This window comes from Paraclostridium dentum (assembly GCF_048568265.1).
Lineage (GTDB): Bacteria > Bacillota > Clostridia > Peptostreptococcales > Peptostreptococcaceae > Paraclostridium > Paraclostridium dentum.
Map to the genome: position 1 here is coordinate 3,076,934 of NZ_CP183813.1, position 24,943 is coordinate 3,101,876.

Sequence of the window (24,943 nt, forward strand, 5' to 3'; positions counted from 1 at the left end):
CTTTTATTAAAGAGTCTTTTTAAATAATTTCTAAGTTTTTATATAAACAAACACCTTTTTGATAATACTCAAGTTCTTTTTCTTTTGAAATATCTGTATATAGTTGACCTAATTCTATATATAAGTCTGCAAGAGTTTTCCTGTCATTTAGTTCATTTACTATATTTATACATTTTAGTATATATTCTATTGCCATTTTAATATTTTCTTCTTTTTTATATATTTGCGAATAATATTTAAGAGCTTTATATTCAAAGTACTTATTTTTATTTTTTATTGAACTAGCTAGTGCTAACTTTGAATACTTTCTAGCTTCTTCATAGTTTTCTAATTGAATGTATGATTGTATTATTTTTATAATAACATTAATTGAACATTCATCTTCATCATATTTCTTTATTTCATAAGCCCTTTTTGAATAATCTAATGCTTTTTCACTGTCGCCTATATTTTCATAAACTTCACATACTCTTAAATAAACATTAGCTAATTCATTCTTATTATCTTCTTCTTGTAAAAGTTCTAAAGCTAATCTAAATTGTTGCTTAGCTTCTTCATATTTACCCATACCCATTAATTTATTCGCTTTAGACACCATTAACTCAGCTTCTTCTTTTGTGTTAACAGTTATATCTAAGCTTTTAATTTTTTCTATATACTCTAAAGCTTCATCATCTTTGTTTAGTTGTGTATAACAAAATGATATATTGCTGTATAAATCTTTCTTAACACTTGAATCATTTAATTTATTTTCTTCTAAAATATCTTCAGCAAATTTGAAGTTACTTACTGCTCCTTTATGGAAGTTTTCTTCCATATAAATTTTACCTATGTTTATATAGCATTTAGCTATATTCTCTTTATCATTATTTTGTATGAAAAAATATAATGATTTTTCAAAGTTAATTATAGCAGCATTATAATCTTTTTGTTTTAGGTTTATCGTAGCAAGTAATAGATTGCATCTCCCATAATTATCTATTAATTGATACTTTGTACATATCGACATAACTTTATTTATTTCTTCTTTTGCTTTTTCTAAATCTTTACATTTTATATAAATTTCACTTTGTATTATTAAATTATCAGTTATCTTTTTAGCTTGCATTTCCTTTGTTTCTAGTAAATAGTCTACACTTACACCAAGACGGCTTGCTAAATATTCTAATAACTCGTAACTAGTGTATGACTTGTCTCTTTCTATATGACTAATTTGAGCTGCAGTAATTCTTTCTCCAGCTAGTTCTTTAAGCGTTAAGTTTTTTTCTTTTCTTAATTTCTTAATTTTTTCTCCTAAGCTTAAAATTTCCATGCCTGTCCCCCCTAGAAAACATTTTCTTATAATAAAATTATAACTTATATTTATCATAAATACACTAATTTATTTTTTTAGGCGCCATTTATTTTTAATTTAGTACATAAAAATACAGGTGATTCCCTCTTTATAGCCATACTACTGAGGTAAATCACCCATATTTTTACATATTAATTTCTTTTTCTATTTCTATCAAAGCTTCGACAGTTTTATCTATTTCCTCTTTTGTATTAAAGTATCCAAAACTAAATCTTACAGTACCTTGTATAAGCGTTCCTATTGTCTCATGAGTAAGCGGTGAACAATGAATTCCTGATCTTGTGGCAATATCGTACATATCGTCTAGCAAGTATGTTAATTCTCCTGAATCTATATCCCCTATGTTTATAGAAATTACAGCTGCTCTTTTTTTGCTATCTAAAGGTCCATATATTTTAACATTAGGAACCTCTTTTAGTTTTTTCAGCATATAATCACATAGTTCTTCTTCATGATGTCTAATTTTATCTATTCCTGTTTCTAGAACAAATTTAACCCCTGCATTTAAACCTGCTATACCAGGTGTATTATGAGTTCCTGACTCATATCTATCAGGCATCATGTTAGGTTGGAATAAGTCTTCTGAATTACTACCTGTTCCACCTTCTTTTAATATATCGACATTAAGTCCTTCTCTTATATATAAAATACCTGTACCTTGTGGTCCAAGTAAACATTTATGTCCTGGAGCTGCTATCATATCTACATTTAATTTCTGAACATCTACATTATAGACTCCTAATGTTTGAGATGCATCAACTAAGTATAATATATTATTTTCTTTAGCTATATTACCTACAGATTCTATATCAACAATAGTTCCACATACATTTGATGCATGAGTTGTAACAATCAATTTTGTATTTGGTCTTATTGCTTTTCTTATATCTTCAGGATCTAGTTGCCCTAATTTATCACATTTAACAATAGTATTTTCTACTCCTTTTTTCTCTAAAGACTTTATAGGTCTTATAACTGAGTTATGTTCAATACTTGTTGTTATAATATGATCTCCAGGTTTAACAACCCCTTTTATAGCAAGGTTTAAAGAGTCTGTAGCATTATGTGTAAACACTATATTCATAGGATTAGATACATTTAAAAGTTTAGCTATATTCTCTCTACACTCGTAAATCTCTCTCCCTGCTCTCATAGCTAATTTATGACCAGCTCTCCCTGGATTAGCTCCATAAGTTTCCATACAATCTAAAACTGCACAATATACTTCCTTAGGTTTTGGAAATGTAGTTGCTGCATTATCTAAGTAAATCATATTAAGTCCCCTCTCTTATGCTTCTTGTCCTTCTAACAATACTGATATTATGCCATTTAAATCATCATCATTGTAGTACTCTATTTCTATTTTACCTTTTTTCTTGCCTTTAGAAATATTAACTTTTGTTCCTAAAAGACTTGTAAGTCTTTCTTCTACATCCACAATATATATATCTTTTTGTTTTTTACTTTTTTCAACAATTGGAGTCTCGCTTTCTACTATTTTTTTAGCTAATCTTTCAGTTTCTCTAACAGATAACTCTTCCTCTATTATTTTATTAGCTAACTCTAATTGGATTTTTGAATCAGTTATTCTCAAAAGAGCTTTACCATGCCCTGGAGTAATTCTATTATCTTCTACCATAGCCATAACTTCTTTGCTAAGGTTTAAAAGTCTTAAAGTATTTGTTATGTGAGGTCTACTTTTTCCGACTGCTTCAGAAATTTCCTCTTGAGTTACACTATAATGGTCTATTAAGCTTTTATAAGCTATTGCTTCCTCTATAGAGTTTAAATCTTCTCTTTGTAAGTTTTCTATAAGGGCTATTTCCATTAAATCTTTCATAGGTATATCTTTTATAACAGCTGGCATTTCTTTTAAATTAGCTTTTTTTGAAGCTCTATATCTTCTTTCACCAGCTATTATCATGTATTTACCTTCATCGTCTGGTTTAACTACTATAGGCTGTAAAACTCCATAGTTTTTTATAGAATTTGATAATATCTCTATTTTTTCCCCATCAAAAACTTTTCTAGGTTGTTCTGGGTTTGCATAAATTTTCTTTATATCTATATTAACAATATCTTTTGAATCTATTTCTTCTTTTATAGTTGGAATTAAAGCTCCTAGCCCTTTTCCTAGTCTATTTGAACGTCTTGTCGTTTTTTCCATTCTATATCACATCCTCCTCTAAATCTATAAATTCTTCTGCTAATTCTAAGTATGCAACAGCACCTTTACATCTAGAGTCATAGTATATAACTGGTTTACCATGACTTGGAGCCTCTGCTAACCTTACATTTCTTGGAATTAAAGTTGTATACACACTTCCTTTAAAGTATTTTTTTACTTCTTCTACTACTTGAATTGACAGGTTCGCCCTTCCATCAAACATACTTAAAACTACACCTTGTATTTCTAAATTAGGATTTAGACTTCTCTTAATTAGTGATATAGTTTCCATTAGCTGGCTAACACCTTCTAAAGCATAGTATTCACACTGTATAGGTATTAAAACACTATCAACTGCTGTTAAACAATTTATAGTTAGCATACCTAAAGATGGAGGACAATCTATAAATATGTAATCATATTTATCTCTTACTTTATCTATTGCTTTTTTTAATATATATTCTCTTTCTTCAACAGTTGTAAACTCTATTTCTGCTCCAGCTAATTCTGTTGCTGATGCTACTATATCAATATTTTCAAATTCAGTTTTAATTATTGCATTCTCTATACTATCATTATTTATTAATACTTCATAAATTGTATTTTCGACTTCATTTTTTTCTATTCCATATCCACTAGTAGAATTCCCCTGTGGATCTAGATCTAATACTAAAACTTTTTTACCCATTTTAGCTACACTAGCGCTTAAATTTACATTTGTAGTTGTTTTTCCAACTCCACCTTTTTGATTAAACACTGCTATTACTTTGCTCATAAGACTTAACCCCCTTTAACCTTTTAAAAAAAGATTACTGCTAAGCAGTAATCTTTTATTTTTTAGGAATCTTTACAACAACCTCTATGTGATCACCTTTATCAACCTCTTTATACTTAGCTTCTAATCCTGTATTAGTTATAGCTTCGTATGCTTGCTTGATAGTATTAAGGTATATTCTCATTCCCATTATACCTTTGACAGTTTGTTTTTTATCTTCACCATCTTTAGGTTGTTTTAAATCTTCTAATATATCTGCTATTAGCTTTTCTGTTTTCTTTACATTTAAATCTGATTTTATTACCTTTTCTAAAACTTCTCTCATAAGTTCTTCATTTGGCAATTTCAATAAAGCTCTAGCATGTCTCTCCGTTAAACTATTCTCTACTAATTTTATTTTTATATCTGTTGGTAATCTTAGTATTCTAATTTTATTAGCTATTGTAGATTGATTTTTCCCTAACTTTGCTGCAAGCTGTTGTTGTGTGAACTCATGCTCTTTTATTAAGTTCTCATAACCCATAGCTTCTTCTATAAAATTTAAATCTTCTCTTTGTAAGTTTTCTAATAATGCTAATACAGCTGAAGATTCATCAGACATATTGTTTATTATAGCAGGAATAGTTTTTAATCCAGCTAGTTTTGATGCCCTAAGCCTTCTCTCTCCTGCTACTAATTCATACTCATTGTTGCTTTTACTCCTAACAGTTATAGGCTGTAATATACCATATACCTTTATAGATTCACTTAACTCTTCTAATGCCGCTTGTGAAAATACTCTTCTTGGTTGGTATGGATTTGGAACTATATTATCTATAGGTATCTCCATAACTCTTTTATCTTCCATAACATCCCTCTCTCATCCAAAACTAAATATATTTAAAACACGAAATTACCTTAGTTACTTATTTGTATAATATTTCTTCATTTAACTACATATTCCTTCTAAAATATTTTTTTTAACATATAATTTAAAAATATTTCTTTGGAAATATACATTTTCATTCTATTTTATTGGGGTTTTTACTGGTTTGCCTGCTTTTCTTGGGTATTTTGCTGGCGTACTATTTACTTTTTTGAAAACAACTATATTGTGTTTTAGCTCTATTTCTGGAAGCTCTACATCTATCTTTTCTACAAATTCTAAACCTAAAACTTCCATAGCTTTTCTAGACTCTTCTAATTCAGTGTCTGCATTTGGTCCTTTTAAACATACAAAGTAGCCCCCAACCTTTATAAAAGGTACACAAAATTCCATTAAAATAGGTAGTCCTGCAACAGCTCTAGCTGTAGCTATATCATATTGTTCTCTATATTTTTCATCTTTTCCAAAGTCTTCTGCTCTTCCATGTATTAATTCAATATCATCTATATTAATATTTGTACAGACTTCACTTAGGAAATTTATTCTTTTATTTAAAGAATCTAAAAGTGTTACTTTTGAATTTTCTAAGCAAATTCTTAATGGAAGTCCTGGAAACCCAGCTCCAGTACCTACGTCAATTATAGACATTCCATCTTTTATATAACCTTTTTTAACTGCAGCTACAGAATCTAAAAAGTGTTTTATATACACTTCTTTTTCTTCTTCTATTCCAGTAAGATTCATTTTTTGATTCCATTCAACTAATATTTCTCTATACTTACTAAACTTATCTATAGTTTCATCGCTACATTTTAAACCTAATTCTTCAATACCTTTTTTTAATATATCATCATTAGTCATTTTTTTCACCTCTACCTCTTCTTTGTTGTTCAAGATAGATAAGTAAAACTGATATGTCAGCTGGCGAAACTCCAGATATACGAGATGCTTGTCCTATTGATATAGGCTTTATAGCATCTAACTTTTGTCTAGCTTCTATTCTTAACCCATCTATAGCTGAATAATTTAAGTCTTCATTTAACTTCTTATTTTCTAGCTTCTTAAATTGATCTATTTGTTTTAATTGTTTATCTATATAACCTTCATATTTAGTCATTATTACACATTGTTCTTTTACTGAATAAGGAACTTCTTCTCCTGCTCCTTTACCAGCAGCTTCTATCATTTCATAATCAACTTCTGGTCTTTTTAAGAATTCATATAAAGAATAACCTACTTTTATAGGAGATGCTCCTTTTTCTTCTAGTAGATGATTTATATCTTTAGGAGTAATTCTTTCAGTCTTTAATCTTTCTAATTCTTTTTCAATTAACTCTTTTTTATCTAAGTATTTTTTATATCTATCTTCATCTACAAGTCCTATTTCATTACCCTTTTCAGTAAGTCTCATATCTGCATTATCTTGTCTTAAGTATAATCTGTACTCACATCTAGACGTCATCATTCTATAAGGCTCATTAGTTCCTTTTGTAACTAAATCATCTATTAAAACACCTATATAAGCTTCTGATCTGTCTAATATAAATGGTTCTTTTCCTTGAATTTTTAATGCTGCATTTATACCTGCTATTAAACCTTGAGATGCTGCCTCTTCATAACCTGAAGTTCCATTGAATTGACCAGCACTAAATAAGTTGTCTACACCTTTTATCTCAAGAGTTGTTTTTAATTGAGTTGGGTCTATACAATCATACTCTATTGCATATGCAGGTCTCATTATTCTTGCATTTTCAAGACCTTGAACACTTTTATACATTTGAATTTGTACTTCGTAAGGTAAACTTGTTGATATACCTTGGATGTACATTTCTTTAGTACTTTCTCCTTCTGGCTCTATAAATATTTGATGTGATTCCTTGTCACTAAATCTAACAATCTTATCTTCTATAGATGGACAATATCTAGCACCAGTACTATCTATTTCCCCTGCATACATAGGAGATCTTCCTAGGTTACTCTTTATTATTTCATGAGTGTTTAAATTTGTTCTTGTTAAGTAACATGGCTCTTGTTTTCTAGCTAATTCATTATTTAAAAATGAGAATGGAGTTATACGCTCATCTCCAGTTTGTAATTCCATAACAGAGAAGTCTATGCTATCTCTATGTATTCTAGCAGGAGTTCCTGTTTTAAATCTTCTCATTCTTAATCCTAAGTCAACAAGTTTATCAGTTAAGAATTTACTGTATCCTAAAGCATTAGGACCTTCATAAAAAGAAACTTCTCCCATGTATATTTTAGAATTTAAGTAAACTCCTGTTGCAAGTATTACAGCTTTAGCATGATATATACATCCTAGTTTTGTAATTACACCCTTTACAACATTACCCTCACTTAGTATATCTACAACTTCATCCATTGCTATATCTAAGTTAGGCTCATTTTCTAATGTTTTTTTCATTTCTTCATGGTATCTAGCCTTATCTGCTTGAGCTCTTAATGAGTGAACAGCTGGCCCTTTAGCTGTATTTAGCATTCTACTTTGTATAAATGTTTTATCGATATTTATACCCATTTGCCCACCTAGAGCATCTATTTCCTTAACTAATTGTCCTTTTCCTGTTCCTCCTATAGAAGGGTTACAAGGAAGTAAAGCTATTGAGTCTAAAGAAAGAGTTATAACTAATGTCTTATGTCCCATCCTAGCTGTAGCTAATGCAGCTTCACATCCTGCATGCCCCGCTCCAACTACTATTACATCATAATTTCCTGCATCAAAATTTAACATATATTCTCCTTTCTGATAAATATAGTATGTTTCACGAAAAACATACTATATTTATTTTCCTATACAGAAGTTACTAAATATCGTGTCTAATAGATCTTCAGTTACTGTATCTCCGTTTATATAGCCTAAGTAATCCCATATATTTTTAAAATCAACCTCTATAAAATCTAATGGCATATATGAGTCTATAGCTGTTAAAGCATCTGAAATTGATTGTTTAGCTTTGTATAGTGCATCTTTATGTCTAGAGTTTGTAACAACTAAATCAGAAGAGTTTCTAACCGTTCCTTCAAACACCATATCTTCTATTTTATCATGTATTTTTTCTATACCTTCATGTTGTAATGCTGATATAGTTATTATATTTTTTTCATCTACAAACTGTTTTATTTTTTCTATATCTATAACTTGATCTAAATCTGTTTTATTTAGTAAAACTATAGTTTTATTAGGTTGTACAGCTTCTAAGATTTCTATATCTTCTATTTCTAATTCTCTTGAAGAGTCTAAAACAACTATCGATAAGTCTGCTGAATTGAAAAATTCTTTTGATTTTTCAACTCCTATTTTTTCAACAACATCTTCAGTCTCTCTTATTCCTGCTGTATCTACTATTTTTAAAGGTATTCCTTTTATGTTTACAAATTCTTCTATTACGTCTCTTGTAGTTCCTGGAATATCTGTTACTATAGCTCTATTCTCACCTAATACAGCATTTAAAAGAGATGATTTTCCTACATTTGGTTTTCCAACTATTACTGTTTTCAATCCATCTCTAAGAATTTTTCCACTTTCAGCTGTATCATATAATTTATTTATTTCTTTTTGAAGTTCTAGTGATTTTTCTTTTAATGTATTATATGTTATGTGCTCAACATCTTCATCCGGAAAATCTATAGAAACAGTTATATGAGCTAGCATTTCTGTTATACCGAATCTTAAATCTTTTATTTTTTTAGATAAAGACCCTTCTAATTGAGACTGAGCTACAGTGTGAGCCATCTCCGTTTTAGCATTTATAACATCTATTATTGCCTCTGCTTGAGCTAAGTCTATTCTTCCATTTAAGAATGCTCTCTTAGTAAATTCTCCTTGATCAGCTAATCTAACGTCTTTAGATAAAACTAATTCCAGTATTTTTTTTACAGAAATAAATCCTCCGTGGCAGTTTATTTCTATAACATCTTCAGTTGTATATGAGTTTGGACCCTTCATATAAGCGACTAATACTTCATCTATAGTCTTTTCTCCGTCTAGTATATGACCATATATTAACGTTCTTGTGTTATATTCCTCGATCTTCTTTCCTGAAACTGACTTGAATATATCATTTGCTACTTGAAGTGATTTTTCTCCACTTATTCTTATTATTCCGATTCCACCTTCACCTGGCGCTGTTGCTATTGCAGCTATAGTATCGTCTATAAACAATCCTATCACCTCTTTATTTAATATTTTTATACACAATCTTTTAAAATAATATTTTATCACTTTATATACTATTTTGTAATAATATCGATCTAAAATTTGAATAAACTCTACCTACTATAATATCATGTATATCAACATAATCTTAATATTATTTTATAATAATATATATCTAAAATTTAAATAAGCTCTATATAATATAATATCATGGTATATCGCTTAATCTTCATATACTTAAATTATTTCCTCAATCTAACTATTATATAAAAATTTTTTCAAAAATAAAACCCCCTATATATTTAGGAGGTTTACTTTAATTCTATTTTTTATACTCTATTACAAGTCTTCTATATGGATCTACACCTTCACTATGAGTTTTTACAAACTTATCATTTTGAAGAGTTGAGTGAATTATTCTTCTCTCATATGGATTCATATAATCTAACTTTTTAGTTTTTCTTGTTTTAGCAACTTCTCTAGCTACTTTGTTTGCATATCTTATTAAAGATTCTTCTCTTTTTGATCTATAATTTTCTATGTCAATAAGTACCTTAAAGTGTGAGTCTTTTTTTACTTTGTTTAAAGCTAACCCTGCTAAAAATTGAATAGAATCTAAAGTTTCTCCTCTTCTACCAATTAATATTGCAGCATCTTTCCCTGTTATATTAACTTTAACAACATTTTTTTCTTGATTTACATCAACTTGAGCTTCCATATTTAAGTTGTTAACTATATTTAATACGAAATCTCTAACTACATCTGATTCTTTTAATGTATCTTTGCTTTCTTCTTTTTTGTCTACAATAGTGATTTCTTTTTCTCTTAATGGTTGTTCTTTTGAAACTGGAGCTTCTATTTTTTCCTTAATAGTTATTTTAAAAACTCCATCTTTGTTTCCTATTAATCCCAAGAAACCTTTTACCGGCTCTTTTACAACCTCTATATCTATGTCTTCTCTATTTACTCTTAATTGTCCTAAAGCTTGTGATATAGCAATATCAATGTTTTTACTTTTTATTTCTAGGCTTTGTTTCATCTACTACACCCTCCCCAGAATTAGCAAGCTTAGTTCTTAATGGATTCATTATTAAGTAGTATTGAGCTAATTGGAATAAGTTACTTACTGTCCAATATAACGCAAGACCAGCTGGGAAACTTATACCCCACCAGAACATCATGAATGACATGAAGTATGTCATAAACTTCATAGATCCTTGTTGTTGATCTTGTGGCATAGTTAACTTTTGAGTTATAAATGTTGTTACCCCTGCTAATACAGCTATTATTAATGTTTTATCTGGTGATGATAAAGATGTCATCCATAAAAATCCTGTATCCGCAGCTTTTTGTGCAGCAGCATTTTGGAAAACATGGTATGTAACCGGCTGTCTTAATACATTATAAAGACCTATTAATATAGGAAATTGTATTAATAATGGTAAACATCCTGACATCGGATTTATTTTAGCCTCTTGGTAAACCTTCATTATTTCTTGATTTTGCTTTTCTGGTTTACTCTTATATTTTTCTTGTATCTCTTTTATTTTTGGTTGAATATCTTGCATAGCCTTCATAGACTTTGTTTGTTTTATAGTTAATGGTAATAATATTACTTTTACAACTATAGTGAATAAAATAATAGCCCATCCATATTCAATTCCAAAATCTAATATAAATTTAAGAACTTGACCTAATAAGTTACTAATAAAATTCAATTCTAATACCTCCTAAAGTGTCTTTATCTTTACTTTACAACATAATTACTTTAGAGGATCATATCCTCCAGGATGGAAAGGGTGACACTTTAATATTCTTCTTATGGCTAAATAAGATCCTTTTAGTGCCCCATATTTTTTTAAAGCTTCTATCGCATACTGAGAACAAGTTGGATAAAACCTACACGTAGGTCCTTTTAAAGGAGATATGTGTTTTTGATAAAATCTTACTATATATATAAAAACTCTAGTTAAATAATAGTTTATATTATTTAATAAGTTATATAATTGCTTCAATTTAATCCCCCATATCCTTATTAACCTTTTAATAGTTTAGACTTTTTTACCAAGCTCATAACCGATTTCTCTATATCTCTATACTCAGCATCTTTGCTAGCTACTCTAGCTATGAACACTAAATCATATCCATCTTTTATATGCTCATCACAGTTTAACCTAAAACCTTCTCTTATTCTTCTTCTAACCTTATTTCTAATATTAGCTTTTCCAACTTTCTTAGAAACAGAAAATCCTACTCTATTAAAGTCTGATTTATTATCCAGTATATACATTACTAAGTATTTATTTGCAAAAGATTTGCCGTGTTTGTATACTTTTCTAAAATCAGAGTCTTTTTTTATACCTTTAGTATTCTTGAAATCCATACTAAATCCTCCTAAAAACACAGCTTAAATTTATAATTTTTTACACAAAAAGGCTACTTTTCAGCAGCCCTTTTATAAAAAAATTAATGAGTTAATCTCTTTCTTCCTTTAGCTCTTCTTCTTTTAAGAACATTTTTTCCGTTAGAAGTTTTCATTCTCTTTCTAAATCCATGTTCTTTCTTTCTTTGTCTTTTCTTTGGCTGATAAGTTCTTTTCATTTTTTGCACCGCCTTTCAAGATTAATTTTCCGTTTATAAAAATAATAACTTTACCCTCAAAGTAAGCATAACACGTACAATTATAAATCCTTTTAGGCTTATTGTCAACGTATTTTTGACGTTGTTTTGTCAAGATTTAATAGTAAAAAATGATAGTTAATTTTGTTGACATATTTATCAACAAGTCGTTAAATATGTGGATAAATTGTATATAAATTATTGAAGTTTAGCATATATTCTGATATTATAAATATACTTGTTGATAATGTTTATAAATATTATTAACATTTTAAATTTATTCACAAGTTGTGGATAAAATGTGCATAACTTATTGTGTAAAAGATAATAATCAAGTTATAAACTATATTTTATTATTATTGATATTATTTATAACTTTATATACATATTGTTCATAATTTCTATAAATTATCAGCTATTTTTTATTTTTTACAGTTTATCCACATGTTTATCCATATTTTTTTTGCATAAAATTATATTTTTTAAATAAATACTAAATTTGTTAATAACTTTGTGGAAATTGTTAATTATTTTGTTCGGAGGTTTAAATTATGGATATAGTTTCTTTATGGGAAAAAACTCTACAGCTTATAAAAGGCGAGTTATCACCCCCAAGTTTTAATGCTTTCTTTAAGCAAATAAAACCATTACAAATACAATCAAATACTTTAATATTATTAGTTCCAAATGATTTTACAAAAGGAATACTTGAAGATAGATACTTAAATCTAATAGAAAGCTCTGTAAATCAACTTTCATTAAAAAAACATAATATCAAATTTGTTTTAAGCGAAAATGAAGTAAAAGGTTTAGATAAAGACCAACAACTAGATTATGATACACAGATAAGAAAAAAATATCCAAATCTAAATCCTAAATATACTTTTGACACATTTGTTATTGGAAATAGTAACCGTTTTGCTCATGCAGCTTGTGTTGCTGTAGCTGAAGCTCCTGCAAGAGCTTACAATCCATTATTTTTATACGGTGGCGTTGGACTTGGAAAAACACATCTTATGCACGCAATCGGGCATCATATAATGGAACAAAAAAAAGATCCAAAGGTAGTTTACGTATCATCTGAAAAATTTACAAACGAGCTTATAAACTCAATTAAAGATGACAGAAATGAAGAATTTAGAAATAAATATAGAAATGTAGATGTCCTTTTAATAGATGATATTCAATTTATTGCAGGAAAAGAAAGAACTCAAGAAGAGTTTTTCCATACATTTAATTCATTACATGAAGCAAACAAACAAATAATAATATCTAGTGATAGACCTCCTAAAGAAATACCTACTTTAGAAGATAGACTTCGTTCAAGATTTGAAATGGGGCTTATAACTGATATTCAAGCTCCAGATTTTGAAACTAGAATGGCTATATTAAGAAAAAAAGCTCAAATGGAAGATATAGATGTTCCTAATGAAGTTACAGTATACATAGCAAAAAATATTAAATCAAATATAAGAGAATTAGAAGGCGCGCTTACGAGAGTTGTTGCTTATAGTTCCCTTACTAATAGAACTATATCTTTTGAATTAGCATCTGAAGCTTTAAAAGACATCATTACTACTTCTAAGCATGAAGAAATTACAGTAAATAGGATAAAAGAAAAAGTTTCTGCTGTATTTTCTTTAAAAATGGAAGACTTTAATTCTAAAAAGAGAACTAGATCTATTTCTTACCCTAGACAAGTTGCAATGTACTTATCAAGAGAACTTACCGATTTATCTTTACCTAAAATAGGTGAGGAGTTTGGAGGAAGAGATCATACTACTGTAATACATGCTCATGATAAAATTGCTAAGGATATTGAGAATAACGAAGATTTTAAAGAAAAAGTAAACAAAATAATACTAGATTTAAAGGGTTAACTTATAAACATTTGCATGTGGATATCACGTTAATTAAATGTGCATATTTTTTTTCTAATAAAATATATACAATTTATTCTACAAAAACACACAAAGATATTAACATTTTTTACACATGTTGATATCTTTGTATTTATTTTGATTGAGATACTTATCCCCATTATCCACAGCACCTACTATTATTACTACTATTTTTTCTTATTTATTTTTATATAAAACAAGCCAAGGAGGTTATCCACAATGAAGATAATTTGTAATCAAAAAATACTAGCTCATAAAATAAGCATTGTTCAAAAAGCTATTAATGGAAAAACAACTTTAGAACTTTTAAAAGGGATATTATTAACAGCTAAAGAAGGAACTTTAAATTTAACAGGATATGATTTAGAAATAGGAATAGACACTCATTTACAAGCTGAAATAGTAGAAGAAGGGGAAATAGTAATAAATGCTCGTTTATTTGGAGATATAATAAGAAAATTACCAGATACTTTTGTTGAAATAGAAACAGATTCTGATAATAATGTATACATAAATTGTTTAAACTCAAGATTTAAAATAAAAGGGGATTCAGCTGTTGAATATCCAAGATTACCAGATGTAAACGAAAACGACTTATACAATATTCCTCAAGATTTACTAAAAAATATGATAAAACAAACAGTTTTTGCAATATCTCAAGATCAAACAAAACCAATATTAATGGGAGAGTTATTAGAAATTGTTGGTGGAAATATAAGCTTGGTTGCAATAGATGGATATAGATTAGCTGTAAGATCTAGTGAAATTGATAATATGAGTAATAATACAAAAGTTATTATACCTGGAAAAACACTTCATGATGTAAATGGACTACTTTCATCTGAAGATGATGCTATTCAATTAGGATTTGATGAAAAAAATGCTATATTTATAATCAATGAAACTAAAATTATAACTAGACTATTAGATGGAGAATTTATAGATTATAAAAAACTTCTACCTAGAGAATATGGAGTTAGAGCAAAAGTTAATACAAAAGAATTATTAAATAGTATAGAAAGAGCTTCACTATTATCTCAGTCAGAGAAAAATAATTTAATAAAATTATCAATAAGAGACAATTCGATAGCAATAACTTCTAATACTGAAAAAGGAAATGTTTATGAAGAGGTTTCTATAGAACTAGAAGGAGATTATTTAGACATAGCTTTTAATTCAAGATATTTCTTAGATGCTTTAAAAGTTATAGATAGTGAGGAAATATTTATAGAATTCACTACAAATGTAAATCCATGTATAATAAAACCTGTAGATGGAACAAAATATACATACTTATTACTTCCTGTAAGAATATCATCTAATATATAGATTAAAATTAAACCCAACTGAAAAAGTTGGGTTTTTATGATATAATATATTTTTGAATATATGTTAAAACTTAAGATAATAAATTAAATTAATATATATTTGCTATAATAAAAGGAGGAAGAAAAATGATAGAAATCACTATAGATTCTGAATTCATAAAATTAGATCAATTCTTAAAACTAGCTGATATTGCATCTACAGGTGGACATGCTAAATTTTTAATTCAAGAAGGTCTAGTAAAGGTTAACGGAGAAATAGAAACTAGAAGAGGAAAAAAATTAAGATCTAATGATATAGTAGAAGTTGAAGGCAATACAATAAAAATACTATAAAAGGGGTGCCCTTTGTGTATTTAAAAGGCTTAAATTTAATCAATTTTAGAAATTATGAAGCTCTTTATTTAGAGTTTAATCCCAAAATAAATTTACTTATAGGTAAAAATGGACAAGGAAAAACAAATATTGTAGAAGCAATTTACTTATTATCATTTGGAAAGTCTTTTAGAACAAGTAAAGATAAAGAAATGATTAGATTTGATAGTGAAAATTTATATATAGGTGGAAATTTCACAAAATATAACAGAAATAGTCTAATAGAAATTGGAATTGGTAAAAATAACAAAAAGGGAATTAAAATTAATAAAATAAGCATAGAAAAAATATATGAATTATTAGGAAATCTAAATGTAGTTATTTTTTCTCCTGAAGATTTAAGGTTAGTCAAAGAAGGACCTAAAGAAAGAAGGTCTTTTATAGATAAAGAAATAAGTCAAATTATGCCTAAATATTATAATTACCTTACAAATTACAATAAAATACTATTTCAGAGAAATAAATTACTAAAAAGTAACTATGTCGACATAAATTTAATAGAGGTTTATGACGAGAGTTTGGCGAAGTATGGTAGTTATATATATATTTTAAGAAGAGATTTTATAAAAAAAATTGCATCTATATCAAGTGAAATGCATAAAAATCTTACTAATAATTTAGAAGATTTATCAATAAAGTATAAAAATCAATTAAATATTAATGATGAAGACACTGTAAACACTGTGTATGAAAGATTTATTGAAAAACTTAAATCTGGACATCAGCATGATATAGAAACTAGAACTACTAGATATGGAGTCCATAAAGATGATTTATCAATTTATATAAATGAGCTAGATGTTAGACTATATGGATCGCAAGGGCAACAAAGAACAGCATCTATTTCATTAAAGCTTTCAGAAATAGAGCTGATAAAAAACGAGGTAGGAGAGTATCCCATTTTGTTATTGGATGACATTTTCAGTGAATTAGATGAGACTAGACAAAAACTCTTAGTTGATAATTTAGATAAAGTTCAAATATTTATAACGACAGCTGAAGCTTCTCATAAAAAAATATTTAGCACTGAAAATACTACTATTTTCAATATTGAAAAAGGAAATGTAATTAGTATAGAGAATGGAGGAAACTAGATGAAACAAGAATACGGTGCAAGTCAAATACAGGTATTAGAAGGATTAGAACCTGTTAGAAAAAGACCTGGTATGTACATAGGGTCAACAGGACCTAGAGGTTTACATCATTTAGTTTATGAAGTCGTGGACAACAGTATAGACGAAGCTCTAGCTGGATATTGTTCAGACATATATGTTTCTATAAATGAAGATGGAAGCATATTAGTAAAAGATAATGGTAGGGGTATTCCAGTAGAAGTTCATCCTAAGACTGGAAAATCTACACTAGAAACAGTTTTAACTGTACTTCATGCTGGAGGAAAATTTGGCGGTGGAGGCTATAAAGTTTCTGGAGGTCTTCACGGAGTAGGTATTTCTGTAGTTAATGCATTATCAGAGTGGTTAGTTGCAGAAGTTCACCATGATGGTAAAATCTATAGCCAAAGATATGAAAAAGGAGTTGCGACTTCAGAAATAAAAGTTGTTGGAGAAACTAAAATAACAGGAACTACAATAACATTTAAACCAGATGCTACTATATTTGACGAAGTTGAATATAAGTATGATATATTAGAGCATAGATTAAGAGAATTAGCATTCTTAAATAAAGGTGTTAATATAGTTCTAGAAGATAAGAGAGAAGATCAAGAAAAAATAAAAAAATTCCATTATGAAGGTGGTTTAAGAGAATTTGTTAAACATCTAAATAAAACAAAAACAGGAATTCATGATGATATAGTTTATATAGAGAAAAAAGTAAAGGACTACATGGTTGAAGTAGCTTTACAATATACTGACGGTTATACAGAGAACATATATTCTTTTGCAAATAATATAAATACTCACGAGGGTGGTACTCACTTAAGTGGATTTAAAACTGCTATGACTAAGGTTGTAAATGATTATTCAAGAAAAAATGGAATATTAAAAGAAAAAGATTCAAATCTTTTAGGAGAAGATATAAGAGAAGGTCTTACAGCTGTTATATCTATAAAACTTCCAGAGCCTCAGTTTGAAGGTCAAACTAAAACTAAATTAGGAAATACAGCTGTTAGAGGTGTAGTAGATAGTGTAACAGTTGAAGAGATAGGCTCATTCTTAGAAGAAAATCCAACAACTGCTAGGATAATAGTAGATAAAGCTTTAAGAGCTCAAAGAGCTAGAGAAGCTGCTAAAAAAGCAAGAGAGTTAACTAGAAGAAAGAGTGTACTAGAAAGTACATCTTTACCTGGAAAATTAGCTGACTGTGCAGAAAAAGATCCTTCAAAAAGTGAAATATTCTTAGTCGAAGGGGATTCTGCCGGAGGTTCAGCAAAGCAAGGAAGAGATAGACACTCTCAAGCAATATTACCACTAAGAGGTAAGATACTTAATGTTGAGAAATCTAGATTAGATAAAATATTATCATCAGATGAAATAAGAAATATGATAACTGCATATGGATGTAGCATAGGTGATGATTTTGACTTAGAAAAAGCTAGATATCATAAAATTGTAATAATGACCGATGCCGATGTCGATGGAGCTCATATAAGAACACTTTTACTTACATTCTTCTTTAGATATATGAGACCTCTTATAGAGAATGGTTATGTTTATATAGCACAACCACCTTTATATAAAGTTAAAAAACAAAAGAAAGAATACTATGTATACTCTGATCAAGAGTTAAATACTTTATTAGAGCAACTTGGAAGAAGTGGAATAGAGCTACAAAGATACAAAGGTCTTGGAGAGATGAATGCAGAGCAACTTTGGGACACAACTATGAATCCTGAAACAAGAACTTTATTACAAGTATCTATAGAAGATGCATCTATGGCAGATGAAATATTCTCAATGCTTATGGGTGATAAGGTTGCTCCAAGAAAAGAATTTATAGAAGAAAATGCAAGATATGTTAGAAATTTAGATATATAAGAGAGGGGATGAGTGTTAATGGATGAAAATAATAGAATACTCCCTATTGAAATAGGTCACGAAATGAAAAAGTCGTATATTGATTATGCGATGAGTGTTATAGCTGGACGTGCCCTACCAGATGTAAGAGATGGACTTAAGCCAGTTCATAGAAGAATATTATACTCAATGAGTGAATTAAATTTAACACCAGATAAACCATATAGAAAGTCTGCCCGTATTGTTGGGGACGTTCTAGGTAAGTATCACCCACATGGAGATACTGCTGTTTACTTTGCAATGGTAAGAATGGCACAAGATTTCTCTACTAGAGGACTTTTAGTTGATGGACATGGTAACTTTGGTTCTGTCGATGGAGACTCACCAGCTGCAATGCGTTATACTGAAGCTAGAATGAGTAAATTAGCTCTTGAATTATTAAGAGATATAGATAAAGAGACAGTAGATTTTACACCAAACTTTGATGAATCTTTAAAAGAGCCATCAGTTTTACCATCTAGATTCCCTAACCTTTTAGTTAATGGATCTAATGGTATAGCAGTTGGTATGGCAACATCTATACCACCTCATAACTTAGGCGAAGTAATTGATGCTACAATACACCTTATAGATAATGAGGATTGCAGTATTGAAGATTTAATTCAATTTATACAAGGTCCAGATTTCCCAACTGCTGCAATAATAATGGGTAAGGAAAATATAGCTGAAGCCTACAGAACAGGAAGAGGTAAAGTTAAAGTAAGAGCTAGAGCATATATAGAAGAGCTATCTAAAGGAAAGCAACAAATAGTTGTAACTGAAATACCATACCAAGTAAATAAAGCTAAGTTAGTTGAAAAAATAGCTGAATTAGTTAAAGATAAGAAAGTTGAAGGAATCTCTGATTTAAGAGATGAGAGTAACAGAGATGGTATGAGAGTAGTTATAGAGCTTAAGAGAGATGCGAATGCAAACATAGTTTTAAATAAGCTTTATAAACATTCTCAGATGGAAGATACATTCAGTATAATAATGCTAGCATTAGTAAATGGAGAGCCTAAAGTTTTAAATTTAAAACAAGTTTTATATCACTATGTTCAACATCAAAAGGATGTAGTAACTAGAAGAACTCAGTTTGATTTAAATAAAGCTGAAGCAAGAGCGCATATACTAGAAGGATTAAGAATTGCTTTAGATAACTTAGACGAAGTTATAAAACTTATAAGAGCATCTAAAACTACTCAAGAAGCTAAGGAAGGTTTAATTAATAGATTTAATCTTTCTGATTTACAAGCTCAAGCAATACTTGATATGAGACTTCAAAGACTTACAGGATTAGAAAGAGATAAGATAGAAGCTGAATATGCAGAATTACTTAAAAAGATAAATAGATTAAGAGAAATTTTAAGTGATGAAAGATTGCTTATGAATGTTATAAAACAAGAATTAACTATAATAAAAGAAAACTACTCAGATGGTAGAAGAACTGAAATAAAACATGCTGAAGGCGAAATAGACATGAGAGATCTTATAGAGAATGAGGAAGTAGCTGTAACTCTTACTCATTTTGGATACATAAAGAGAATGCCTATAGATACATATAAGAGCCAAAACAGAGGCGGAAGAGGTATTTCAGCGCTTACTACAAGAGAAGAAGACTTTATAAAAGAGTTAATAACTACTCATACACATAGTAGATTATTATTCTTTACAAACAAAGGTAGAGTTTATAGATTAAATGCATATGAAATTCCAGAAGCTAAGAGACAAGCTAAAGGAACAGCTATAGTTAACTTATTACAGTTAAATAGTGATGAAAAAATTGCTACGATGATATCTATAGACGATAATAGCGAATCAGAATTCTTATTATTAACTACTAAAAAAGGAATAGTTAAAAAGACTAAGCGTGAAGAATTTAAAAATATAAACAAATCAGGTCTAATAGCAATAGGTTTAAGAGAAGATGATGAACTTATTGGAGTTAAAGTGACTGATGGTAGTGAAGATGTTATATTAGTTACTCAAGGTGGTATGTCTATAAGATTTAATGAAAATGATATAAGACATATGGGAAGAACTGCTATGGGTGTTAAGGGTATAACTTTAAGTAATAATGATAAAGTTGTATCGATGAACCTTTGCAGTGAAGGAACTGAATTGTTAGTTGTCAGTGGAAATGGCTTTGGAAAAAGAACATCAATAGAGGAATATAGATCTCAAATAAGAGCAGGTAAAGGTATAAAGACTTATAATATAAACGATAAAACAGGCGAGATTGTCGGAGCTCAAATGGTTAATGAAGATGATGAGATGATGATAATAAATTCAAATGGAGTATTAATAAGACTTAGAGTAAATGAAATATCTTTATTTGGAAGAGTTACTAGTGGTGTTAAGCTAATGAAAACTGATGATGAAGTTAATGTAGTTTCAATTGCAAAGATAGAGATGGAAGAATAGGGTATACAAACCCTATTCTTTTTGCATAATTATATATATAATATTTATATAAAGTAAGAAAGGAGTATTAATATTATGAGTAAAAACAAGGGAAAAGTTTTTTTACTAGGATCGATAATAGGATTTTTACTTGGTATATTCTTAGCACCTAAAAAAGGTTCTGAGTTAAGAAAAGAAGCTAAGGATAAGATGGAAGAAATAAAAGAAAATCCTAGAGAAGTTTTAGATGGTACGATTCAAACTGTAAAAGACAAGATTACAACTATAGTTGACGATTGTGATGTTAACGATATAAACATAGTTGAAGATGAAATAATAATAAGCAAGACTTTTGAAGATGAGGGAGATAATGTATAATGGATGCAGTAGGATGGCAGATAGGAGCTATTTTATTTGGTGTGTCAGTACTAATAATTGCTATATACCTAGCAAAGCTAATAAATAGTACAACTAAAGTTGTTGAAAAAGCATACAAGATAGTAGATTATAACGAAAGACATATACATGACACTATAGAAAATGTTGCAGCAATTACAAAAAGTACAGAAGATATTGTTAGTTTAGCTAGTGGTGTAACTAATATAACTAAAGCATTTAGATTTTTTAAAAAGTAATAAGGAGGTAGTACGATGTCTGTAAATATAGAGTCGAAACTAGATAATAATTTTTGGAATGTAGATATAAATGGAGAGTTAGATGTAGCTGGAGCTGATAAAGTAAAAACACATTTAAACAGCTTAATAGAAGAACAACCAGTAGACATAAAAATGGATTTTACTAACCTAGAATACATAGATTCAACAGGACTAGGAGCATTAATAGGAGTATTAAAAAGATTAAAAGTTAATGATAAGGATATATATGTATTAAATGCTAGAAAAAATGTTAAGAAAATTTTCAGTATAACAGGTCTAGACAAAATATTTAAAGTGGAGGGATAAGTTTTGGATTTAGAAACTATAAAAATGGAAGTTACATCTAATCCAGAATATGTAAGCATTATAAGATTAACAGTTTCTGGATTAGCAAATAAAATTGGATTTTCTTTAGATGATATCGAAGATATAAAAGTAGCAGTATCAGAAGCATGTACAAATGCTATAAAGCATAGTTTAGATGATAAATTTTTAGTTCAATTTTCTGTATTAGAAAATGGATTAATAATAGAGGTAGAGGACAAAGGAACAGGATACGATGTAGAATCTCTACAAGAGCCAGATTTAACAAACCCAAAAGAAAGCGGATTAGGCTTATTCATAATAAAGACATTAATGGACGAGGTAAGCACTATATCTAATAGCGATGTTGGGACTAGAGTTAAAATGACTAAATATTTAGGAGTTGGTATTTAATGAAGAATGTAGCTAATGCTACAAGCTATATGGATATGGAAACCAAAGAGCTGTTTAAAATATATAGCAATGACAAAAACGTAGAAATAAGAAATATTCTGATAGAGAGACATATGTATTTAGCTAATATACTAGCTAAAAAATATATTAATAAAGGTGTTGAATTTGATGATATTTTTCAAGTTGCATCTTTAGCTTTAATATATGCAATAGATAGATATGATATTGAAAAGGGATATGAATTTTCAAGTTTTGCAACACCTACTATAATAGGGGAAATTAAGAAATATTTTAGAGATAAAGTTTGGACAGTAAAAGTACCAAGAAGAATTCAAGAATTAAGCAAAAAGATAAGTGAAGCTAAGTTATTCTTAGAGCAAAAAAACAAACAAAGTCCAAAAGCTATAGATATAGCAAATTACTTAGACTGTACAGAAGAAGAAGTACTAGAGGCAATAGAAGCATCATATGGATATCAACCTATGTCTTTAGATGCATCTAGTAATGATGATTCAGATGATAAGGAAATAACATTAAAAGATAAAGTTGGACAAGAAGAAAATAGTTTTGGAAATATAGAAAATATGGACTTTATTAATAAGTTTATAGAATCTCTAAATGAATTAGAGGTTAAGATATTTAAAGATAGATTCTTCTTGGATAAAACACAATCAATTATAGCAAAAGAGTTGGAAATATCACAAATGACAGTATCAAGACTAGAAAGAAAAATCATAGAAAAGTTAAAGAAAGAATATGAGAAAAACTCATAAAAATAAAAAATGAAATAAAATTTTAAAAAACTATTGACTTACTGTTTAATTCATAGTATAGTATTACTTGTCCTTAAGAAAAGGGCAAAACAAAAATGAACTTTGAAAATTAAACAGTAGGTTAATTATAAAAATTCTTTTTTAAAGAATTAAACACAAACAACCAAGCCAGATATTCAGATAATGATTAGCTGAGCGATGGACAACTTTTTAAATTATATTTGAGAGTTTGATCCTGGCTCAGGATGAACGCTGGCGGCGTGCCTAACACATGCAAGTCGAGCGATCTCTTCGGAGAGAGCGGCGGACGGGTGAGTAACGCGTGGGTAACCTGCCCTGTACACACGGATAACATACCGAAAGGTATACTAATACGGGATAATATATGAAAGTCGCATGGCTTTTGTATCAAAGCTCCGGCGGTACAGGATGGACCCGCGTCTGATTAGCTAGTTGGTAAGGTAATGGCTTACCAAGGCAACGATCAGTAGCCGACCTGAGAGGGTGATCGGCCACACTGGAACTGAGACACGGTCCAGACTCCTACGGGAGGCAGCAGTGGGGAATATTGCACAATGGGCGAAAGCCTGATGCAGCAACGCCGCGTGAGCGATGAAGGCCTTCGGGTCGTAAAGCTCTGTCCTCAAGGAAGATAATGACGGTACTTGAGGAGGAAGCCCCGGCTAACTACGTGCCAGCAGCCGCGGTAATACGTAGGGGGCTAGCGTTATCCGGAATTACTGGGCGTAAAGGGTGCGTAGGTGGTTTTTTAAGTCAGAAGTGAAAGGCTACGGCTCAACCGTAGTAAGCTTTTGAAACTAGAGAACTTGAGTGCAGGAGAGGAGAGTAGAATTCCTAGTGTAGCGGTGAAATGCGTAGATATTAGGAGGAATACCAGTAGCGAAGGCGGCTCTCTGGACTGTAACTGACACTGAGGCACGAAAGCGTGGGGAGCAAACAGGATTAGATACCCTGGTAGTCCACGCCGTAAACGATGAGTACTAGGTGTCGGGGGTTACCCCCCTCGGTGCCGCAGCTAACGCATTAAGTACTCCGCCTGGGAAGTACGCTCGCAAGAGTGAAACTCAAAGGAATTGACGGGGACCCGCACAAGTAGCGGAGCATGTGGTTTAATTCGAAGCAACGCGAAGAACCTTACCTAAGCTTGACATCCCACTGACCTCTCCCTAATCGGAGATTTCCCTTCGGGGACAGTGGTGACAGGTGGTGCATGGTTGTCGTCAGCTCGTGTCGTGAGATGTTGGGTTAAGTCCCGCAACGAGCGCAACCCTTGCCTTTAGTTGCCAGCATTAAGTTGGGCACTCTAGAGGGACTGCCGAGGATAACTCGGAGGAAGGTGGGGATGACGTCAAATCATCATGCCCCTTATGCTTAGGGCTACACACGTGCTACAATGGGTGGTACAGAGGGTTGCCAAGCCGCGAGGTGGAGCTAATCCCTTAAAGCCATTCTCAGTTCGGATTGTAGGCTGAAACTCGCCTACATGAAGCTGGAGTTACTAGTAATCGCAGATCAGAATGCTGCGGTGAATGCGTTCCCGGGTCTTGTACACACCGCCCGTCACACCATGGAAGTTGGGGGCGCCCGAAGCCGGTTAGCTAACCTTTTAGGAAGCGGCCGTCGAAGGTGAAACCAATGACTGGGGTGAAGTCGTAACAAGGTAGCCGTATCGGAAGGTGCGGCTGGATCACCTCCTTTCTAAGGAGTAATTACCTACTGTTTAATTTTGAGAGCTTATTGTTCTCAAAATTAGTACTTTGAAAACTGCATAACATTTAGTGATGATTAAATAAACCAATTATAA

Annotated in this window: 24 protein-coding genes and 1 rRNA gene; 12 read left to right on the forward strand and 13 right to left on the reverse strand. The window is 30.1% G+C overall.

The features are described 5' to 3' along the window. Positions 1–19 precede the first annotated feature (19 nt). From ACN6I1_RS14485 to rpmH, 13 genes are all read right to left on the reverse strand, one after another. Complete coding sequence (locus ACN6I1_RS14485) at positions 20–1,312, reverse strand: helix-turn-helix domain-containing protein (RefSeq protein ID WP_220797615.1); 1,293 nt, start codon at positions 1,310–1,312, stop codon at positions 20–22. 166 nt (positions 1,313–1,478) lie between these two features. Next, the gene (locus tag ACN6I1_RS14490) at positions 1,479–2,627 is read right to left on the reverse strand and encodes an aminotransferase class V-fold PLP-dependent enzyme (RefSeq protein ID WP_419742304.1); all 1,149 of its coding nucleotides are present in this window, start codon (positions 2,625–2,627) and stop codon (positions 1,479–1,481) included. Between the two features lie 15 nt (positions 2,628–2,642). Beyond that, positions 2,643–3,521, reverse strand: a complete 879-nt coding sequence (locus ACN6I1_RS14495; RefSeq protein WP_419742305.1) for a ParB/RepB/Spo0J family partition protein — start codon at positions 3,519–3,521, stop codon at positions 2,643–2,645. A 1-nt stretch (position 3,522) separates the two neighbouring features. After that, the gene (locus ACN6I1_RS14500) at positions 3,523–4,296 is read right to left on the reverse strand and encodes a ParA family protein (RefSeq protein WP_021428117.1); all 774 of its coding nucleotides are present in this window, start codon (positions 4,294–4,296) and stop codon (positions 3,523–3,525) included. Between the two features lie 55 nt (positions 4,297–4,351). Beyond that, complete coding sequence (gene noc / locus ACN6I1_RS14505) at positions 4,352–5,143, reverse strand: nucleoid occlusion protein (protein ID WP_021427994.1); 792 nt, start codon at positions 5,141–5,143, stop codon at positions 4,352–4,354. A 159-nt stretch (positions 5,144–5,302) separates the two neighbouring features. Further along, positions 5,303–6,022 carry a 16S rRNA (guanine(527)-N(7))-methyltransferase RsmG gene (gene rsmG, locus ACN6I1_RS14510; RefSeq protein ID WP_419743309.1) on the reverse strand — a complete coding sequence of 240 codons (720 nt, stop codon included), beginning with the start codon at positions 6,020–6,022 and terminating at the stop codon, positions 5,303–5,305. Further along, on the reverse strand, positions 6,015–7,910 hold the full coding sequence (gene mnmG, locus ACN6I1_RS14515; protein ID WP_419742306.1) for a tRNA uridine-5-carboxymethylaminomethyl(34) synthesis enzyme MnmG: 1,896 nt from the start codon (positions 7,908–7,910) through the stop codon (positions 6,015–6,017). The genes rsmG and mnmG overlap by 8 nt, the downstream gene beginning before the upstream one ends. A gap of 51 nt (positions 7,911–7,961) precedes the next feature. Then, positions 7,962–9,341: a tRNA uridine-5-carboxymethylaminomethyl(34) synthesis GTPase MnmE gene (mnmE, locus tag ACN6I1_RS14520; RefSeq protein ID WP_021428106.1), complete on the reverse strand. Its 1,380-nt coding sequence runs from the start codon at positions 9,339–9,341 to the stop codon at positions 7,962–7,964. A 316-nt stretch (positions 9,342–9,657) separates the two neighbouring features. Next, positions 9,658–10,374: an RNA-binding cell elongation regulator Jag/EloR gene (gene jag, locus ACN6I1_RS14525; RefSeq protein ID WP_419742307.1), complete on the reverse strand. Its 717-nt coding sequence runs from the start codon at positions 10,372–10,374 to the stop codon at positions 9,658–9,660. Next, positions 10,346–11,053 (reverse strand): YidC/Oxa1 family membrane protein insertase, encoded by a 708-nt coding sequence (locus tag ACN6I1_RS14530; protein ID WP_025161511.1) that lies wholly within the window; start codon positions 11,051–11,053, stop codon positions 10,346–10,348. Before ACN6I1_RS14530 ends, jag begins: the two co-directional genes overlap by 29 nt. A 45-nt stretch (positions 11,054–11,098) precedes the next feature. Continuing rightward, positions 11,099–11,320 (reverse strand): membrane protein insertion efficiency factor YidD, encoded by a 222-nt coding sequence (yidD, locus tag ACN6I1_RS14535; protein WP_419743310.1) that lies wholly within the window; start codon positions 11,318–11,320, stop codon positions 11,099–11,101. A 50-nt stretch (positions 11,321–11,370) separates the two neighbouring features. Next, positions 11,371–11,718 (reverse strand): ribonuclease P protein component, encoded by a 348-nt coding sequence (gene rnpA, locus ACN6I1_RS14540; protein ID WP_021428044.1) that lies wholly within the window; start codon positions 11,716–11,718, stop codon positions 11,371–11,373. A gap of 83 nt (positions 11,719–11,801) precedes the next feature. Then, positions 11,802–11,936: a 50S ribosomal protein L34 gene (gene rpmH, locus ACN6I1_RS14545; protein ID WP_021428024.1), complete on the reverse strand. Its 135-nt coding sequence runs from the start codon at positions 11,934–11,936 to the stop codon at positions 11,802–11,804. Between the two features lie 569 nt (positions 11,937–12,505). Here rpmH and dnaA point away from each other — a divergent pair. The 12 genes from dnaA to ACN6I1_RS14605 all read left to right on the forward strand — a co-directional run bounded on the left by dnaA (position 12,506) and on the right by ACN6I1_RS14605 (position 24,837). Beyond that, positions 12,506–13,834, forward strand: a complete 1,329-nt coding sequence (dnaA, locus tag ACN6I1_RS14550) for a chromosomal replication initiator protein DnaA (RefSeq protein ID WP_419742308.1) — start codon at positions 12,506–12,508, stop codon at positions 13,832–13,834. Between the two features lie 240 nt (positions 13,835–14,074). Further along, a complete protein-coding gene (dnaN, locus tag ACN6I1_RS14555) occupies positions 14,075–15,184 on the forward strand; it encodes a DNA polymerase III subunit beta (protein WP_419742309.1) in 1,110 nt (369 codons plus the stop codon). A 125-nt stretch (positions 15,185–15,309) separates the two neighbouring features. Continuing rightward, positions 15,310–15,516 carry a S4 domain-containing protein YaaA gene (gene yaaA / locus ACN6I1_RS14560; protein WP_021428116.1) on the forward strand — a complete coding sequence of 69 codons (207 nt, stop codon included), beginning with the start codon at positions 15,310–15,312 and terminating at the stop codon, positions 15,514–15,516. A gap of 14 nt (positions 15,517–15,530) precedes the next feature. Then, entirely contained in the window at positions 15,531–16,649 is a 1,119-nt protein-coding gene (recF, locus tag ACN6I1_RS14565) for a DNA replication/repair protein RecF (RefSeq protein ID WP_419742310.1), read from the forward strand. Beyond that, positions 16,650–18,551 carry a DNA topoisomerase (ATP-hydrolyzing) subunit B gene (gene gyrB / locus ACN6I1_RS14570; protein WP_220797608.1) on the forward strand — a complete coding sequence of 634 codons (1,902 nt, stop codon included), beginning with the start codon at positions 16,650–16,652 and terminating at the stop codon, positions 18,549–18,551. An 18-nt stretch (positions 18,552–18,569) separates the two neighbouring features. After that, positions 18,570–20,993: a DNA gyrase subunit A gene (gyrA, locus tag ACN6I1_RS14575; RefSeq protein WP_419742311.1), complete on the forward strand. Its 2,424-nt coding sequence runs from the start codon at positions 18,570–18,572 to the stop codon at positions 20,991–20,993. 75 nt (positions 20,994–21,068) lie between these two features. After that, entirely contained in the window at positions 21,069–21,350 is a 282-nt protein-coding gene (locus tag ACN6I1_RS14580; protein WP_021428009.1) for a YtxH domain-containing protein, read from the forward strand. Continuing rightward, complete coding sequence (locus ACN6I1_RS14585; protein WP_021428029.1) at positions 21,350–21,607, forward strand: hypothetical protein; 258 nt, start codon at positions 21,350–21,352, stop codon at positions 21,605–21,607. The genes ACN6I1_RS14580 and ACN6I1_RS14585 overlap by 1 nt, the downstream gene beginning before the upstream one ends. 15 nt (positions 21,608–21,622) lie before the next feature. Next, entirely contained in the window at positions 21,623–21,934 is a 312-nt protein-coding gene (locus ACN6I1_RS14590) for an STAS domain-containing protein (protein WP_021428059.1), read from the forward strand. Between the two features lie 3 nt (positions 21,935–21,937). Next, a complete protein-coding gene (locus tag ACN6I1_RS14595; RefSeq protein WP_419742312.1) occupies positions 21,938–22,345 on the forward strand; it encodes an ATP-binding protein in 408 nt (135 codons plus the stop codon). Further along, positions 22,345–23,118 carry a SigB/SigF/SigG family RNA polymerase sigma factor gene (locus ACN6I1_RS14600; RefSeq protein ID WP_021428091.1) on the forward strand — a complete coding sequence of 258 codons (774 nt, stop codon included), beginning with the start codon at positions 22,345–22,347 and terminating at the stop codon, positions 23,116–23,118. Before ACN6I1_RS14595 ends, ACN6I1_RS14600 begins: the two co-directional genes overlap by 1 nt. A gap of 217 nt (positions 23,119–23,335) precedes the next feature. Next, positions 23,336–24,837: ribosomal RNA gene (locus ACN6I1_RS14605) — 16S ribosomal RNA — on the forward strand. The last annotated feature ends 106 nt before the right edge of the window (positions 24,838–24,943 follow it).